General features: G+C 68.6%; 10 protein-coding genes. 3 read left to right on the top strand and 7 right to left on the bottom strand.

The features are described 5' to 3' along the window. Positions 1-7 precede the first annotated feature (7 nt). Both R3E10_10225 and R3E10_10220 read right to left on the bottom strand, forming a co-directional pair. On the bottom strand, positions 8-3238 hold the full coding sequence (locus R3E10_10225; GenBank protein ID MEZ4416126.1) for a glycoside hydrolase: 3231 nt from the start codon (positions 3236-3238) through the stop codon (positions 8-10). A 124-nt stretch (positions 3239-3362) separates the two neighbouring features. Continuing rightward, a complete protein-coding gene (locus R3E10_10220) occupies positions 3363-4385 on the bottom strand; it encodes an aldo/keto reductase (protein ID MEZ4416125.1) in 1023 nt (340 codons plus the stop codon). Between the two features lie 147 nt (positions 4386-4532). Between R3E10_10220 and R3E10_10215 the strand changes: the two genes are divergently transcribed. Then, positions 4533-5672 (top strand): membrane dipeptidase, encoded by a 1140-nt coding sequence (locus R3E10_10215; protein MEZ4416124.1) that lies wholly within the window; start codon positions 4533-4535, stop codon positions 5670-5672. Between the two features lie 54 nt (positions 5673-5726). On the opposite strand, the gene R3E10_10210 is transcribed toward R3E10_10215, so the two are convergent. After that, positions 5727-6650 (bottom strand): aldo/keto reductase, encoded by a 924-nt coding sequence (locus R3E10_10210; GenBank protein ID MEZ4416123.1) that lies wholly within the window; start codon positions 6648-6650, stop codon positions 5727-5729. 105 nt (positions 6651-6755) lie between these two features. Continuing rightward, the gene (locus tag R3E10_10205; protein MEZ4416122.1) at positions 6756-7703 is read right to left on the bottom strand and encodes an MBL fold metallo-hydrolase; all 948 of its coding nucleotides are present in this window, start codon (positions 7701-7703) and stop codon (positions 6756-6758) included. Between the two features lie 296 nt (positions 7704-7999). On the opposite strand from R3E10_10205, the gene R3E10_10200 reads away from it, so the two are divergent. Further along, a complete protein-coding gene (locus R3E10_10200) occupies positions 8000-8872 on the top strand; it encodes a hypothetical protein (GenBank protein ID MEZ4416121.1) in 873 nt (290 codons plus the stop codon). Positions 8873-8923: 51 nt separating this feature from the next. Here the strand turns inward: R3E10_10200 and R3E10_10195 are convergent, their stop codons facing one another. From R3E10_10195 to R3E10_10185, 3 genes are all read right to left on the bottom strand, one after another. Next, the gene (locus tag R3E10_10195; GenBank protein ID MEZ4416120.1) at positions 8924-10210 is read right to left on the bottom strand and encodes an OmpA family protein; all 1287 of its coding nucleotides are present in this window, start codon (positions 10208-10210) and stop codon (positions 8924-8926) included. A gap of 172 nt (positions 10211-10382) precedes the next feature. Then, on the bottom strand, positions 10383-13145 hold the full coding sequence (locus R3E10_10190) for a serine hydrolase (protein MEZ4416119.1): 2763 nt from the start codon (positions 13143-13145) through the stop codon (positions 10383-10385). Positions 13146-13309: 164 nt separating this feature from the next. Then, the gene (locus tag R3E10_10185; GenBank protein ID MEZ4416118.1) at positions 13310-15694 is read right to left on the bottom strand and encodes a DUF11 domain-containing protein; all 2385 of its coding nucleotides are present in this window, start codon (positions 15692-15694) and stop codon (positions 13310-13312) included. Positions 15695-15888: 194 nt separating this feature from the next. Here R3E10_10185 and R3E10_10180 point away from each other — a divergent pair, with 194 nt between their 5' ends. Further along, positions 15889-17184 (top strand): hypothetical protein, encoded by a 1296-nt coding sequence (locus tag R3E10_10180; GenBank protein ID MEZ4416117.1) that lies wholly within the window; start codon positions 15889-15891, stop codon positions 17182-17184. Positions 17185-17234 lie beyond the last annotated feature (50 nt).

Genomic DNA, 17234 nt, shown 5'->3' with positions numbered 1-17234 from the left:
GCCCGATCTACGGTCCACCCGTCAGGCGGCGCGCAGAGGTCTCCAGCGCACGCCAGCGAGCCAGGATGTCACGCGCCTGCGCGCGCGCCTCGTCACAGGCGGCAATCTGGCGGGCCGTGGCCGGCACCTCCGCCTCTTGCATCGCGAGGGCCGCGCCCATGAGTACACCGCCGATCGTGCTCAGATCGGGTGGGCCGGCCGGGCCGCGGAAGAAGCCTCCGCCGCCGCTCCGGGCCTCCGGTGCCAGGGTGGCGAGCTCGGTGCGCAGGGAAGCCGCCTGCTGACCCTGGACCCCACCCAGTCGATCGAGCAGCGCGCGGGCCCGCCCGTACTCCGTGTGCGCCTCCGTGGCCGCCTCCCACATCTCCCGCGAAAGGGTGGCCACGCGCTGGAGGTCGGCGGCCGCAGTCGTCACGCGAGGATCGAGACGGAGCGTCAGGGGACGCGTGTGTTCCTGGCCGCCCACGCGGAGACGGACCGTGTAGCGCCCCGGGGGCGCCCAGGGAGCGTCCACCCGCGGATACGTGTGCCCCGGTACGGCCCCCGTGGCCCCGCCCCCGGCCCTGGGCTCGTCACCCAGGGGCTCGTAGCGCAGGTCCCACGAGAAGCGGTGCATTCCCCGTCGGGTGCTCAGCACCATCTGCGGTGCGGGCCAGTAGAGTGGCACACGGCAATTCGGTGCCGTCGGATCTTCCTGGCAGATCCGGTCGTAGCCCGCGGGATCGAGCGCGGGGTCGGGTTCCAGCCTGGGATCGTCGCTCGAGTACGAGCGGATGACCGTTCCACCACCGTCCAGCACGTCCAACGTGACGGGACCGGCGGCGTCGGCGGCGAGCCAGTAGTCGATGATGCCCCCAGGCAGAGGGTTCTCGCCGTGGGGAAGCTCGGGTGTCCACTCCGTGGGATCGTTCGTGCCGAAGCGCACGCGCACCGCTGTGGCGGGCTCGAACAGATAGGCGCGCTCCGCCGACGCGGCCTCCACCGCCTGACGCAGGGGCGTCACATTGTCGAGGATCCAGAAGCCCCGACCGTGCGTGCCGGCCACGAGGTCGGAGCACAGGCAGGTGCTGTCGTCCTTCACCTTGATATCGCGGACCGAGACGGCCGGCATGTCCAGGCGCAGCGAGTGCCACTGATCACCGTCGTCGAAGGAGACCCACACCTGCGTCTCCGTCGCGGCATAGAGCAGCCCCGGTGTGCGTGGATCCTCGCGGATGGAGTTGGCCACCGCTCCCGGCGCGATCCCCCGGTTGATCTCCACCCAGGTGCGGCCGCCGTCGTGGGTGCGCCAGAAGTGCGGATTCATGTCGTCGATCCGCATCGTATTGGCCGCAGCGTAGGCCGTGCCCACATCGAAGTGGCCGGCCTCGATGTTGAAGATGCGTGTCCAGGGCCGGATCGCGGGCGGCGTCACGTTGGACCAGTGTGCCCCGCCGTCGCTCGTCGTCTGGATGTTGCCGTCGTCGGTGCCTGCCCAGAGGATGTCGACGTCCAGTGGCGAGGCCGAAAGGGCCGTGATCGTGCCCAGCGGCCGAGGCGTGACGCTGGACGCGTAGCGGCCCGCTGAGGTGGGAACCTCCCAGGTCTGCCGGGCCAGATCCGGGCTGATGCGCTCCCAGCTCTGACCGCGGTCCCGGGTCTTCCACACCACGTTGGACGTATAGAAGAGCAGGTCCGGATCCACGGGCGACCACAGGATCGGCATCGTGCGCACGTCGCGATTGAACGGGCCACCGCGCGGACCCATCTCCGGGCCCACGCTCGTCGTCTGGCCCGTTCTCCGGTTGTACAGCGAGACGTCGGTGCGGGCGCTCCCGAAGACCAGGTCGGGATCGCGCGGATCCGGGGCGGCGATGCCGTACTCCTGGATGTTCACGGGGTGCCAGTCGTGGAACGTGATCATCCCGTCGTCGGAGCGGCTCTTCACGCACGCGGAACCCGAGTCCTGCTGGCCGCCACACAGGCGGTAGGGGAAGGCGTTGTCCGCAGTGACGTGGTAGATGGCCGCGGTGGGCTGCGTGTACCAGTTGCTCCAGGAGACACCCCGATTGGCGGAGATCACGGCGCCCTGGTCCGAGACCGCCAGGATGATCTTGGGGTCGTTCGGGTTGATCCAGATCTTCTGGTAGTCGTCCCCGCCGTAGGCACCCCGCACCGCGGTCCAATGGACGCCGCCATCGTCGCTACGCCACATCACCACCGTGGCGCTGTAGAGGACGTTCTCCTGCTGCGGATCCACGGTGATGGTCGGGAGGTCACCGCCTCCGATGCGCGCCAACGGCCGCGTGTCCACGTGGGGCGTCGCGGCACCCATGGGACCCTCCGGTACGTCGACCGCCGTCCAACTCTCGCCGCCGTCCACGGACTTGTAGAGTCCCACGATCCCCGTGGTGCTGGTGACCGGCTGCCCTCGCGGCGTACCCGCCACCATGGCGTACAGGAGTCGCGGGTTGCTCGGCGCCAGCGCGAGGTTCGCCTGGATCACGTTGGGAAGGCCCTCGCTCAGGGGGCGCCACGTCGTACCACCGTCGGTCGACTTGTAGATGCTGGTGCCCGCGCCTCCGAAGGCGGCACCTTCCTGGAACCCTTGCTGCTGCTCCCAGAGCGTCGCGTAGACCGTGTTCGGGTTCGACGGATCCAGCAGGACGTCGTTCCCGCTCGTGTAGGCGTCGCGGTAGAGCACCTGCTCGAAGGTCTGGCCCCCATCCGTGGACCGGTAGATCCCACGCTCCTCATTGGGCCCGTACGGGTGTCCCAGCACGGCCACGAACAGCCGATCGGGATCGTTCGGGTCCACCACCACATCGGCGATCATCTGGCTGTCCCGCAGCCCCAGGTGCGTCCAGGTCGCACCGGCGTCGGTGGACTTGTACATCCCGTCCCCGGTAGACAGGTCCGGGCGGATGATGCCCCCGCCGCTCCCCACGTAGATGATGTCCGGATTCGAGGGAGCCACCGCGATCGCACCGATGGAACCGGTCGGCTGGGCGTCGAAGAGCGGCTCCCAGTTCGAGCCGTAGTCGGTGGAGCGCCAGACGCCGCCATTGTCGAAGCCGACATAGAAGACGTTGGGCTGACTGGCGACTCCGTCGAGCGCGCGGGTCCGCCCGGCCCGCGTGGGACCGATGGAGCGCCAGTGCATGTCGGCCCAGAGTTCGGGAGACTGCGCCGAAGCAGCCGTTCCCCAGGAGGCCAGCAGAATGAGTACGAGTGCCGATGGCTGAATGAGCGCGCGCACGGAAGTCGCCTCGTGAAGAGCTCGTCGATGGCCGGAGAGGCTCAGGCCCTGTCGGATGCAGTGTGGGGATGACGGGGGCCAGGGGCCAGAGACCGTCCCCCCTTGGATCTCCTGCCCGCCGCGCTCAGTTCCGGTCCGCCACCCCCAACGTCCGGCTTCCCGCCCCCCAGCCCGCCGAATTGTGGAAGTTGACCACCATGGTGCCGGGCGGCACCAGATCGTCACAGGCGCGGCGCACTTCGTCGCTCAGCCGCATGTCCCCGACGGGCAGGTAGTCCTCCAGGTGCGCCGCGGTGCGCGGCCCGATCAGCGGTGCCGTGACGCCGGGCTGGTCCTTGGCCCAGAGCACGGCAAGCTGGATCGGCGACATCCCGGTCTCCCTGGCCAACGCCACGAACCGGTTGCCCACTGCGATCCCCTCTGCCGTGACCCGCTCCGCGTAGATCCCGCCGCGCGAGCGCGCCCTGGATCCCTCGGGGAGCGCGGCCGCGTTCGCATAGCGACCGGCCAACACGCCCTGGGCGATCGGCGCCCAGACCAGCACCCCGAGCTGGTGCTCCCGACAGAGCGGAAGCAGCTCGTTCTCGATGCGGCGGTCCAAGAGGTTGTACGGCGGCTGCTCACAGCAGAGGCGTGCGTACCCGCGCCGCTCGCTGATGGCCAACGCCTCCATCACCCGCCAGGCCGGAAAGGTGGAGCAGGCGACGTAGCGAACCTTCCCCTCCCGGACCAGATCGTCCAGGGCGCGCAGGGTCTCCTCGGGGTGCGTGTCCGGATCGAACCGATGGAGGAAATACAGATCGATGTAGTCGGTCTGCAGACGCTGGAGAGACTCGTGGCAGGCGCGCAGGATGTGCAGCCGGGAGTTCCCCCGATCGTTGGGGCCCGGCCCGGTCGGCGGGAACACCTTGGTCGAGACAACCACCTGCTGTCGGCGGCCGTTCGCCTTGAGGGCCCGACCGATGATGCGCTCGGCCTCTCCCCCGCCGTAGCTGTCTCCGGTGTCGATCAGGTTGATCCCAGCGTCGATGGCGCGATCCAGGATCAGGCGGGCCTCGGCCTCCGGGGTGGGGTCGGCGAAGTTCGCGGTACCGAGAGCCAACGCCGACACGCGGATCCCCGTGCGGCCCAGGACGCGAACCTCCATCGGCGACCTCCACTCGTATTGATGCGGGAACGGCGCAGACCCTCGTACGCGCTAACGACCCTCGCGCTGGGGACGTGTTCCGGAGGCCTGGCGCCGCCTGCCCTTCTGCCGCACTCTCGTGGTCTGCCACGATACGGGAGAACCGCCATGACCGTGCCCCGCCGAGACTTCATCCGCTACGCCGCCGCGGCGGGCGTCACTCCGTCGTTGTTGGGGGCAATGCCGGACGGTGCTACACCCCGCGGCAGGACCTCCGTGAGGCCGCTGTGGCCGGGCTACGACGACGCCATGGTGATCGATTTCCTGGGAAGCCCCGGCTACTTCAACTATCCGGAGAACCCACCGCTGGACGACGTCATGGTGAACAACGCCCGTACCTCGGGCATCACCGCCATGAACGTCACCGTGAGCGCCGGGGATACGGTGAACACGCTCCGACGCATGTCGCCCTGGTTCACCAACGTGGAGAAGTGGCCGGATGTGTTCCACATGGTGCGCACGGTGGAGCAGCTGCACCAGGCCAAGGCGGGCGGTCAGGTGGGCATCGTGCTGGGCTTCCAGGACACCACCCCCTACGAAGGAGACCTCTCCCGTGTGGACGTCTTCCACGAGATGGGGGTGCGGGTGGTGCAGCTCACCTACAACGTGCGCAACCTGGTGGGCGACGGGTGCCTGGAACCGGGCAACGCCGGCCTCAGCACCTTCGGTCGGCAGGTGGTCGAGCGGCTGAATGAGCTGGGATCGATCGTCGATCTTTCGCACTGCGGCAAGCGCACCACCGCGGAAGGTATCGCGGCGTCGCGCGTGCCGGTGGGCATCACGCATACCGGCTGCAACGCCGTGGCGCCTCACCCCCGCTCCAAGGATGACGAGGAGCTGCGCGCCGCCGCCCAAGGGGGCGGCGTGGTGGGGATCTATCTGATGCCCTTCCTCTCCCCCGGGCGCGTGCCCACCGGGGACGACGTCATCGCCCACATCGAGCACGCGCTGCAGGTGTGTGGTGAAGACCACGTGGGGATCGGTAGCGACCTCTCCATCACGCCCATCGACGGGTCGGACGAGTACTGGTCCAAGCACCGCGAGTTCGTGTCCGGCCGCCTGGCCGCCGGGATCGCGGCACCCGCCGAAGACCCGGACGTCCTGTTCACGGTGCCAGACTTGAACTCGCATCGCCGCATGGAGATGATCGCCGACCGCCTGTCGAGCCGCGGGCACAACGACCGCATCATCGAGAAGGTGATCGGCGGGAACTGGGTGCGTCTGTTCGGAGAAGTCTGGAAGGGCTGAGGACGCGTCAGCGCGCCCCGCACCGGACACGGGCGGGCGAGTCCCAGCAGGTCCCTACAGCCCGTCGAAGAACGCCTCCATCCGTCTCCGCATCTCCGCGTCCGGCAAGCGCCCCAGCCCCGCGCCCATGTTGTCGAGGAGGTGCTCGGGGTCGCCGGTGGCCGGGATGACCACGGTCACGGCAGGGTGCGAGAGGATGTACTTGAGGAAGAACTGCCCCCAGCTCGCGCAGTCGAACTCGGCGGCCCATTCCGGCAGGGATTGGCCGCGCACGGCGCGGAACAGGCCACCGGCGTTGAAGGGCTCGTTGACGATCACGGCGAGACCGCGATCCAGGGCCAGGGGGAGCAACCGGTCCGCGGCCTGGCGCTCACCCAGCGAGTAGTTCAACTGCACGAAGTCCATCGGCTCGCGGCGTAGAACGGCCTCGGTGGCGTCGTGCTGCGGGATGCGCGACGTGGTGACGCCGATGTAGCGCACCCGCCCCGCCTCCTTCTCCTCGCGCAGATAGGGCAGATGCTCCCGGACATCGAGGAGGTTGTGCACCTGGTTCAGGTCGATGACCTCCCGGCCCCACGTCTCCAGCGAGCCCTGCTCCTGCGCGACGGCCGCACGCCGTCCACCTCCCGTCGAGATCTTGGTGGCGAAGAACAGACCCCGGTGGATCTCCAGCTCCCGCGCCAACCGACCCGAGACCGCCTCGGCACCACCGTACGTCGGTGCGGTGTCGAACAGGCGGCCGCCCCCTTCATGAAAGAGACGGAGCACTTCCCGCAGGGCGTCGAGCTCAGCGCCGCCCCAGGAGACGCTGAACGTGCGGGCGCTGCCCAGGCCCACCACGGGAAGCTCCTCGCCCGTGGACGGGATGGCGCGCATGCGCTGACTCGCCTCCTGGGCGCCGAGGCGGCGGGGGTCGAGCCACAGCGTGGCGGCGCCCGCTGCGGCGCGGCGAAGCCATTGGCGTCGATCGAGTGGCATCGGACCTCCAGGCGCGTGGGCGCGGGCTCCGCCTGACAAAGGCTCAGCGCCGCCCGCTCAACTGCTCTGCCATACGACCGGACGGGGGGGGCGATTCCACCCGGTTCAGCGTCCTCCCAAGCCATGGTGGATCGTGGCCACGAACGACTCCTCCGCGGCCTGGTCCTGGCCCCAGCGCTCCGCCTGCGCGCGCAGTGGCCGGGCGGCCTGCATCTGCTCGAGTGACATGCCCCGCTCCATCATCCCCGCCACGGCGTCGCGCATGCTCTTGAGCGCGTCCCGGTAGTTCTGCAGGTCCACCCGGGTGGACAACGCACCGTGGCCGGGGATCACCTGCGTGTTGGCGTCCATCACCGCGAGCGCCGCACCGGCCGCCGCGATCACACCGTCGATCGAGCCCCCGCTCGCCGTATCGATGAAGGGAAAGCGGTCGCGGAAGAAGGTGTCACCCATGTGCACCACATTGGCCCCCACGAAGTGCACGATGGCATCCCCGTCCGTATGGGCATTGGCGACGTGGAAGGCGTGCAGCTCGTCGCCGTTGATGTGGAAGCTCACCTCTTCGGTGAACGTCACCACCGGCAGGGCGCCCTCTGGGGAGGCGGGTGTGGTGCTGACCGGGCGGCCGATCCGCTCGAGGACCTGCTCCACGCTCATGCGCTGGCGCACGTTCTCGTGCGCCACGATGAGCGCGCCTGCCTCACCCATGTTCTCGTTGCCGCCGGTGTGATCGCCGTGCCAGTGCGTGTTGAACACGAAGCGCACGGGTTCGGAGGTGACGCCGGCAATGGCCCGCAGGATCTTCTCCGTGAGCGGAGCGAACTGGTCGTCGATCACGAACGCGCCGTCCGGCCCCACGGACAGCCCGATGTTGCCGCCCTGCCCCATCAGCATATAGACGCCGTCGGCGACGCGTGTGGTGGTGATCTGAACGTCGTCCATGTTCTGGGCGGCGGCGGGTGAGCCACCCAGCAGGCCGGCGATGGCGACCAAGCAGGCGGGAAGCAGAGCGCGGAGTCCTGCGCGCGGGTGGCTGAGCAAACGACGAGGCATGGTGGGCTCCGTGGATCGGTCCGTGGGCGAGCCGGGACCGACGACCGTCGCCGGCCGCTGTCCCCGCGCGGGCTGGTCCGCCAACCTGCCGGTCGGGCCTCGATCCCGAAAGCGCTTCGGTTCTCCAGCGGCGCTGGACCGGCGCCCGGGCGAACCGCAGCGCACCGAGATCGGCGGCGTGACCCCGCCCGCCCGCCGATCTCGCCACTCCTGGCAGCGGCACGCCGACAGGCGGCGCCAGCCTCTCCTCGCTTCTTGGCTTCAACGCGACTCGCTTCCACAGCCGGATTGAACCCATGCATCGCCGCCTCGCTGTCGCCATCACCGCCGCGGCCCTCGCCGCTCCGTCACCCGCTACGGGCCAGGGCATCGGCGAAATGCAGACCATCCAGGGCTGGAACGTCCGCTACCCGATCCCAGAGGGCTGGTCGCTGGTCCGGGCGGAGGGCCGGGTGCGGGTCTTCCAGAATCCCGCCGGAACGGCCACGCTCTTCGCGGCTCCCGGCGTCAGCGCCACACCGGCCGAGATCCAGAACGACCTCATCGCGCTGGGCAGCGCGCTGGGGCTGCAGGGACAGCCCACCACCGACCTGCATCCGACGTCGGTCTCCGGTCGTAGCGCCATCGTCGGTGAATACGATCTGTTCAGCCCGTCCACGGGTCAGCGCGCGCTGGGGCGTTCCGTCACGGTGTTGAGCGAGCACGGCACCTCGCTGGGGATGGTCCTGCTGGCGCAGTCGGATCAGTTCGCGTCCCTCAAGGCGGAGCTGGACCACCTGGTGGGGGCCGTCCGCATCGAAGCACCCACCACCAACCAGGCGGCCGTGGCGGCGCTGGCCGGGCGCTGGACCTACTACTCGGGCAGCTCGTCTCCCAGCATCGCCAACAGCGGCTCCTACGCGCGGTCCTACGAGGAGACAGTGTCCTTCGACGGTCGGGGATCCTTCGAGTTCACGTCGTCGTCCTATGTGGGCGCGTCCAGCTCGCGCTCCAGTGAGGGTTCGTACTCGACCGCGTCGAGCCTGGGCGGTGGCGACGCACGAGGCACCTACACGGTGATCGGGAACGCCATCGTGGTCACCAGCGAGCAGGGCCGAGCCGTCTACGACTACACCCTGCAGGGTGGCGGGCTGATCGCCGGAGGGAAGACGTACATCCGCGGGAACTAGCCCGCGCCGGCTGAGGGCCGGTGACGAGGAACCTGTTGGGGCCGAGCCACTTCAGGGCAGTCGCACAAGGTCCACTCGCCGATTCTGCTGTTTGCCTTCAGGCGTGGCGTTGTCGGCGACCGGCCGCGACTCACCGTACCCGGCCGCCTCCAGGCGATCCGATGCGATGTCGTAGTGCTCGACCAGGAACGCCTTGACCGCCTGAGCCCGGCGCTCCGAGAGCTCCTGGTTGTAGGCGTCCTCGCCGTCGGCATCGGTGTGTCCCTCGATGGCGATGCGGAGCTCCGGATGATCGGCCAGCATGGTGCCGATCTCTTCCAAGGTGGGAGTGGACTCGGGGCGGATCCGGTCGCTGTTCACCGCGAAGAGGATGCCCTGTGTGGAGACGCGGCCATCCGCGTCCAGGCGGGAGTACAGGTCGAGCCCCCCCGCAGCGATGCGAATCGGCCCGATCAACGTGGGCTGGCCCTCGCTGGCGGAGGAGGTGCTGAGGTAGAGCTGGTCCGTGCGCGGAAAGACGGCGTTGGGCACGTTGGCGACGCGCTGGTCTCCCAGATAGACCTTCATGTAGTCGCCGTCGGCCATGATGCGGAACGGAGCCGTGCCGGATCGCTCGAAGCGATGATCGAGCGTGGTGCTCACCTCCGGCCCCTGATTCTGCATGGGCCGGATCCCAGCTTCGCGGAAACGCACGCCGATGGCCGACCCTGCGAACGATCGGTCGGCCCCGAAGAACGCCGGCGCCGAGGTCAGGTACACGTACGCGTTGCCGTGCTGGATGCTGACGTCGAACTCGATGGTGAAGCGGTCCGGAAGGGTCTCGGGCAGGGGAACCTTCACCGCGCCGCTCGAGGTTCCCCGCAGGTAGCGGAGCTCTCCCTTCTCCACCACGTCCCAGTTCCCGCTCACCAGCTCCCAGCGGCGCGGAAAATCACCGACGCGGTCGAACTGGTAGTCGTCGTAGAAGACGATGCGGTCGCCGGGCACGTAGTCGTAGTTGATCCAGATCCCCTCGCCCGGCGCCTCGGACGCGGGGGCCCGGGCAGCCGCTGCGTCACGATCCGTAATGGGCACGCCATCGTCGTCCGTGATGATCTCGCCGTCGTCATCGACGTAGATGACCTCCTTGCCGTCCGACTTGGCCTTCTCGGCACAGCTGGGGTCGTTCACCGCGCACCGAATCGCATTGGTGACCAACCGGTCCACGATCGAGCTGGTCTCGCGTTCGGCGGCTCGGCGGGCTGCGTCGCGGAGCCGGCGGAGCTGAGCGTCGGCGGGGGCCGGCCTCAGCAGCAGGGCGAAGACGACCAGTGACAGGATCTTGGCGTAGATGCGCATGCTACCGGCTCCCGAGCGGCGGAAGGACGGATCGACCACGGACAGGTTCGACCCCTTCGCCTCTACCAGCGTAATCGGGCGCCCAACCCCGCCATTCGCGTGCGGCCACCCGCCTGTGGTATGGCCACGGCGTGTGGGATCGTGTTTCCGCGATGGCCTGGTTCGCTCGGCATCACGGAGGCGGAGGGTTGGCGAACACCAGCCCCGCGATGGCCGTGCCCAGAGCGTCGATGGCCGTCGCGTTGCCGTTGAAGCGGTCGGTCTGGTTGGTCATCACCGCCACGACCAGCTGAGAGGGCCCTCGGTAGATGCCCAGCCACGGGCGGGCCCCCACCCCGTACCCCCCGTGCTCGGCCACAGCGCGCCCTCCGTTCGGACTGGTGAGGTCCCAAGCCAGGCCGACGGGCGGAGCCGGGCCACTCGGCGGGGCCCACGTGACCGCCATGGCCGTCTGGGACGTCCACATGCGGGCCGTGTCCGCAAGCTGGCCCGAGCGTACCAGCGCGCCGAAGCGGGCCAGGTCCCGCGCGTGGATCTGCAAGCCGCCGCCCAGGATCTTCCAGGTGTCGTCCGGGCGGCGCGGGATGACGAGACCACGCGGAGCGCCGTTCACGGTGGTGGTGTCGTACCAGTACACCTGGGCCTGATCGAACCACGGCACGCCGAAGACCGGACCGGTCGTCGACGAGCGGTTGAGGCTCCACAACCCGAACGGCGCAGCGATCTCGTCCCGGATCAGTGTCACGATGTCCTTGCCCGTGACCTTTTCCAACGCCGCTCCCACGAACGTGAAGCCATGTGTGGAATAGTGGTACTGGTTGCCAGGCGTGCAGCCGGCCAAGATGGAGTCGGGGCCCGAGTACTGCGCGATCACCGAGTCCCGCCACATGTAGAACTGCTCGGGTGGCTCAGGTCCTTCGTCGTAGTGCCACATACAGCCGGTCTTGGAAAGCAACTGCTCGAGCGTGTGCGTATGGGAGGCGTAGGGCACGGACACGTAGCTGCTGGTCCGACGGGTGAGGTCGATCAGCCCTCGCTGCTCGAGCCGAACGGCCAGGGTGGCCGCGATCACTTTGGCTACCGAAGCCGTCGGGTAGATCGTGCCGGAGTGGGCGCGCTTCTGTGCCTGGATGTCCGCCCATCCGGAGCCACCGCGGTACAGCACTCGGTTGCCCTGCATCACGACCGCGGATACGCCCGGGACCGGGTTGGCCTGCAGGAACGTGGCCAGGGTGGTATCGATCGCCGCCCGGAACGGCATGTCGTAGCGGTCGTCGTTCTCCGCCCAGATCCCGGCGTACCGCAGGCCCGCGGCGCTTGAATACGATTCGTAGTCGATGAGCCGCATGCCCTGATCCACGTACATGCGGTGATCGTTCATAAAATCGTTGAGCCCCTTGTCGAAGCTGACGGCCCAGCCACGCGTGGCCGGCTTCTGCTCCCAGATGGCGGCGTAGCGTTGACCGCCGGACGTCTGGTACGACTCGATGTCGATGGCTTGAAACCCCAGCACGGCCTGGGCGGCGAGTTGCTGGCGGAACGCCGTCGCGTCCATGCCCCGCGTCTCGGACCAGGTGGACGCGCTGCAGCTCCGGTACCAGATCGCGGAGTGCAGGAGTCCGTTCGGCGTGGAACGCACCTCTAGATCGACGAGGCGGTGCGTGCTGGGAATTGAGCTGCGCAGCAGGTTCGCGAAGCTCGAGCTGGTCAGGTCGACGTCCACCCGCCAGTCGATGCCCTGCTGGTTCGTCTCCCAGAGGCCGGCGTAGCGCACTCCGTTGGGCGTGTCGTAGGCCTCGATGTCTGTCGCGCGTAGTCCGGCGGCTCGGGCGGCTTGCGAGCGTTGGTCGAACTCGGCGCGGGTGAGGTCGACGTGCTGCTGGCCTTGGACGCGACGGGTCCGGTCCTCCCAGATGGTCGAGAAGCCGTCTCCGAATCCGGGTAGGAGGGAGCGCTCGATGTCGACCGGGACGAAGAAGCGTGATCCGGACGGGTGCTGGCCGACCATCTGCTCACCGAGCCCCAGCGTCTCGGTCAAAGAGTCGTTCCGGATGGGAACGGTGAGCCCCCAGTCCCAGGTGACGTCCTCCGCGTCCAGCGGATCGGCCGTGTCCACGCAGGCTCCGGACGGCGGAATCACGGTGGGTGTGGCCGGCGGCGTCACGCCCGGCAGACCGGTGGGCGCCTGCAAGCCAGCACCCGGGGTGTTCGGGTTGGTGGGGGGCGGACGCACCGCCGCCCGGGCACCGGCCACCGCCGCGGGGCGCACCCAGATGGCGCCGTTGGAGACGGCGGGTGAGCTGCTGTCGATTCGCAGGCTGTCTGTTCCCAGCAGTGTGACCGTGGCGAGATGATAGCGGCCATCGGAGCCCAGTACGTCCAGCGCACCACGCGCGCGGATGCCCTGCCAGAGGCGACTACCGACGCGCAAGACCCGGGGCGCTGCCGGGGGCAGGTAGCGGATCGAAGCATCGGTGCCTGTCGCGTTGACGCGCATGCCGTCTTCTGGATCTCCCGGCGGCGCGATGCGAACCCAGTCCCCAAGTACGGACGGACCCGCACGCGTCCAGGTTTGATCGTAGCCCGCCCCCGAGTGCTGGATGCGCACGTGGATCGTGTCCGTGCCCAGCAGGGTGATGGTCGCCGGATAGAAGTTGCCATCGCTGCCCCGCACCCGTGCGACACCCGTCGGTTGGATCTGAGTCCACAGGACCTGCCCGACCTGCCAGTCCGTCTGACTGGCCGAGATGGGGACAGCGACGAGCGTGGCGTCGCCGTTCACCTCGATGCGCATGAGGTCGTTGGGCTTGTTGTTGCTGACCACCCGAACCCAGTCGCCCTGGATGGACGTGCCTGTCACGGTCTGGCCCCCGAGCAGCGTGGGCGCTGCCGCTGTCCAGGCGGCAAGGGCGAGAAGGGTCTTGGTCGGGATCATCGGCGCACCGCTCGCGGAGCTGGGGAGTCGGAATGGGACGGCTACCGACGAAAGCGGAAAAGCAGCCCGCAAACCGCCATCGAGCGGCGAGCAGCCACCCCGAGGGACCCTGCGAAGGTGCGCTCGGGGCCGAGGAACGTCTGTCCCCGGCCCCGAACCGCGTCTCAGTTCACCCGCTGGGTGTAGTCCACGGAGTCGTTCGATGGATCCGGGTCAGGCTGCTGACCCGTCACCGTCCAGGTACTCGAGTGCACGCCCGCGGCGAGTCCCTCGAACGAGACCGTGAAGTCGAGCTGGCCACCGGCGGGGACGAGCCCCAGCGCACAGGTGACCACACCCGCTGCACTGGCCGTGCACGTGGCTCCGGTGGCGGTCACGAAGGCCAGACCACTCAGCGCAGTCGACGTCACCGTCGAGCCCGTCGACTCCGTCGGCCCCGCGTTGGTGACCCGGAAGACGGTGTTCATGACGTCGCCCACGAACTGGTTGTCTTGTTGAGAGACACGCACCATCGCCAGATCCGCGGAACCGTCATTGTCTTCGATGGTGACGGGGATGCGCAGCGCCCCCGCGCTGGAGTAGCTGGGGTCCTTGCTGACCAGTCGGTGCAGGATCGTGTCCGCATGAAGCCCTTCGACCACTGCATCGTCGAACGGATGCACCATCATCCGTTGAGGCAGCATCCAGTCCGTCGCGCCAAACCGCAGAGGCCCGACAAAGTCCAGCTGCCCGTTCGTCGACCAGGGCTGGAGGTCCACATCCGCGATGGGAACGGCGCTTCCCAAGCAGATCTGGTAGTCATAGGAAGGTCCGCCCTCCTGCATCGCGATGGACCCGCGCGTGGCGTAGAGGGGAGCGGAGCCGGGGTGGTAGCCCGCGACCCCCAGCGTCCGGGCCGGGTTGTAGACGCGCCATCCGCGGGTAGCACCAAGGTTGAGCCCCTGGTAGGCATGGAAGGAGCCGCGAGCACTGCCTTGCGGTAGCCGATCTGTGATCAGGGGGATCAGGTCTCCACATCTGCCGCCTGCGAAGCCGGTCGGAGTCCGCACCGTGAGGGTGCCGCCGTATTGCACGCTCCCCTGCACGTCGATGACGTCGTGCGCGGTGCCCCGGGTGGACGCAATGTCCATGACCACCTCGCTGTTCGCGTCCAGCTCGAGCGAGGCCATGCTCAGCGTGCCTATCCCGTTGGACAACCCAGGGAGGGCCACGGGGCCTGGGCTGATGGTGCTGCCGATGGATCGCACATCCCCCAGGGTGCCGCGATCCAACAACGTGGATCGGACGAGCGTCAGCGTTCCGCGCTGTGTGCTGTTCGAGGCTGCCGCCAGTGTCATGTCCGTGACCTGCAGCGCCGAGCTTCCCTGAACATCGATGGTCCCCCGGTTGGTGACCACCGGTCGACCCCCACAGGCGAAGACGGGGCGAGCCGATACTGCTCCTCCACCGTGGATGCTCAGCGTTCCGCGATTGACGAGCCCACACGGCCCAGACTTGGTCGTGGGGAAGAGTGTCAGGTCCATGGCGCGTCCAGCGGGAATCTGCAGATCCAAAGTACCCTCGTTCTCCGGAAGTCCCTGCTGGCGCCCCACCAGCCAGAGCTGTAGTGCGGCTCGAAGCATCTGGATCCGCACATCACGCCCGATGGTGCCGATGAGGAGGAGGCTCTGAGCAACGTCCACGTCCACCTGCCCCGAGAGGACGCTGCTCTGCAACGTCAGCTCTGTCTGCTGCCCCACAAGAGTCATCGTGGCAGTGGAAGGAGACGAGGTCCGCACCGGAAGCGTCCCTCCCTCCCACGTCAGTGTCCCGTCCCAGAGGCGGACGGTCGCGGTCCCCCCGACCGTTCCGCTCAACTGGTCGAAGTAGGGCCCGAATGACGTAGGCGATCGTTGCACGTCGATGGCATCCGTGCCCCGGGTGAAGACGAAGCCTCGGTTCTCGAAGGTCACCGCCTGGAGTGTCGACGGCCCCCTCAGGTACATCCACGCGTGGTTCTCATAGGTCTGGAACTCCCATTCCGTGAGCGAGGCGCACGCGCACCCCGTGCCGATCTCCACCACGCCGCGGTTCACGAACCACTCCGCGTCCGGTAGGGTCACGGTGGGGGAAGGCTCGCTGCTCCCCAGATGGATCGTCTGCGCGCCGTCGATCTCCAACCGACCCGTCGCCTCCACCAGGATGCCGCCGTCCACCAGCAGGGAGTGGTCCGCAGCGAGGGTCACCGTGGCCCCGGGACCCCCGACCTTCACGATGTGGGCGAGCGCGTCGTAGTCGAGCACCACCTCGTAGGTGCCCGGCACGTCGAGGCAGACGTTGTCGCCGGGAAGGGGCACACCTGCCGGGGACCACTTGCCGGCGTCGTACCAGTCTCCATCGACGGCCGCAGCCCAGGAGCGAGTGCAGGAGAAGGTGGGAACCACCGACCGCGCGGCGCGCAGTGGCAGCTCCGCGGGCGGCTCGGTGATCTCCAGCTCGGGCTCGGTGGGCAGATCCTGGCAACCCAGCGCGAACAGCGCGGCAAACGCCAGGAGAGCGTGGCGGTTCATAGGACACCCCGGAGGCGCGGTGGCGGGACGGCCCCGGTGGCCCCCCCTCCCTCGCCCCGGCGACGCTCGGCCGAAGACCTGGACATTCCTTGCGGCCAGCGGGCCCGGCGCCGGCGCTCTCCCCGCCTGATACGCGACGGTCGAGGAATCCGATAGAGGGGTGAGACGACGCATCCCTCGACAGGAAGACCCCGATGGTCACTCTTTCCCGCGGTCGCGCACGAGCTGCTTTCGCCATCGCCTTCGTCACGGCCCTCCTGGCAGCGCCTCCGTTGGCTGCGCAGGACGACGATCCCTGGTTGGGTTCCTGGGTGAGCGCGGACGTGAGCATGTACGTGCTCGCCGGCGGCGACGACGGGTATACCGGCTATTTCGCGGTCCAGGCCGGCTTGGTCCCCTTCACCGCGCGGACCTTCCTGGGCGTAGCGCTGCGCGGCAGCTACCGGGTCGCGGGGGCCGACACCAACTTCGAGGCCATTCGGGCAGGGGGCCGTCTGGTTGTGGCCGATCCCAATTCGAAGGTGGTGCTGACGCGATCGGACGAGCCGGTCCCGGCCGAAGTGCTCGCAGCAGCCCAGGGCGGCGCCACCACGAGCGCCCCCTCCAGTGCAGCCACCCCGGCGGCGTCGAACCCACCCGTGATGGTGGCGTCCGACGCACCCGAATTGTCCGACCCCTATCGAGGCTTCCGCATCTCGCCGCTGGCCGGGTGGTCCGCCTCACCGGCCGGGAGTGGCTACTCGTTCCAGTCCGCCGACGTCGCCGGCTCTCTCCTCGTGTTCCCCCACGAACGTGAGTCGCTCGATGCGCTGAAGAGCGACGCGCGCGAAGGCTTCAGCGAAGGCACAGCCGCCCTGACGCTGGACGGACCCATCGAGGGATTCGGAAGCCGGGGATTGAGCGCCTATCTGAAGGGCACGATCGAGGGGCAGCCCGTCAAAGCACGCCTCATCGCGTTGCTCTCGCCCCATGGCGGAGGACTGACCCTCCTCGCCGTAGCGCGGACCAGCGACTTCGGCGCCACGCACGAGTCCGCCGCTGAAGCGTTGGCGGGTGGCATCGCCTTCTTCGCCCCCCGCGCTCCGGACGCCACGTCGGAATGGCGTGACCGCCTCGACGGCGCGCGGCTCACCTACCTCTACAGCTACTACAGCGGCGGTAGCTCGGACGGCGCCTACGTAGGTGCGTCGGAAGAGACCACCATCGACCTGTGCAGCGAGGGTCATTTCTACTACGGCTCGCACGACTCGTTCTCGGCGGATGGCGGCGGTGCGGTCGGCGGCTACAGCGGCTCCAATGCGCGGGGCGCCGGGGGGTGGACGGTCACGCCCGGCGGCGCGCCCACCTTGGTTCTGACCTTCCACGACGGGAGCCGCAGGGAGTACACGCTGCAGCTCGATGACGAGGGCAAGACGCTGCTCAACGGCCGACGCTACTTCCGCACCTACGCGAACTCTCCGGTGGCCGAGGCCCGTCCGGCCTGTCCCTGACGGTCGGCTGCGATCGACTCGCACTGGCGCTCATCCCTCGTTGCTCAACT

The sequence above is a fragment of the Gemmatimonadota bacterium genome, from assembly GCA_041390105.1.
Taxonomy (GTDB): Bacteria; Gemmatimonadota; Gemmatimonadetes; order Longimicrobiales; family Gaopeijiaceae; genus JAGQIF01.
This window is presented reverse-complemented; position numbering and strand designations above follow the sequence as displayed.

Coding starts and splice junctions, on each gene's coding strand:
- R3E10_10220 (MEZ4416125.1), bottom strand. CDS start 4,385: ATGGAGGTTCGCGTCCTGGGCCGCACGGGGATCCGCGTGTCGGCGTTG.
- R3E10_10215 (MEZ4416124.1), top strand. CDS start 4,533: ATGACCGTGCCCCGCCGAGACTTCATCCGCTACGCCGCCGCGGCGGGC.
- R3E10_10210 (MEZ4416123.1), bottom strand. CDS start 6,650: ATGCCACTCGATCGACGCCAATGGCTTCGCCGCGCCGCAGCGGGCGCC.
- R3E10_10205 (MEZ4416122.1), bottom strand. CDS start 7,703: ATGCCTCGTCGTTTGCTCAGCCACCCGCGCGCAGGACTCCGCGCTCTG.
- R3E10_10200 (MEZ4416121.1), top strand. CDS start 8,000: ATGCATCGCCGCCTCGCTGTCGCCATCACCGCCGCGGCCCTCGCCGCT.
- R3E10_10195 (MEZ4416120.1), bottom strand. CDS start 10,210: ATGCGCATCTACGCCAAGATCCTGTCACTGGTCGTCTTCGCCCTGCTG.
- R3E10_10190 (MEZ4416119.1), bottom strand. CDS start 13,145: ATGATCCCGACCAAGACCCTTCTCGCCCTTGCCGCCTGGACAGCGGCA.
- R3E10_10185 (MEZ4416118.1), bottom strand. CDS start 15,694: ATGAACCGCCACGCTCTCCTGGCGTTTGCCGCGCTGTTCGCGCTGGGT.
- R3E10_10180 (MEZ4416117.1), top strand. CDS start 15,889: ATGGTCACTCTTTCCCGCGGTCGCGCACGAGCTGCTTTCGCCATCGCC.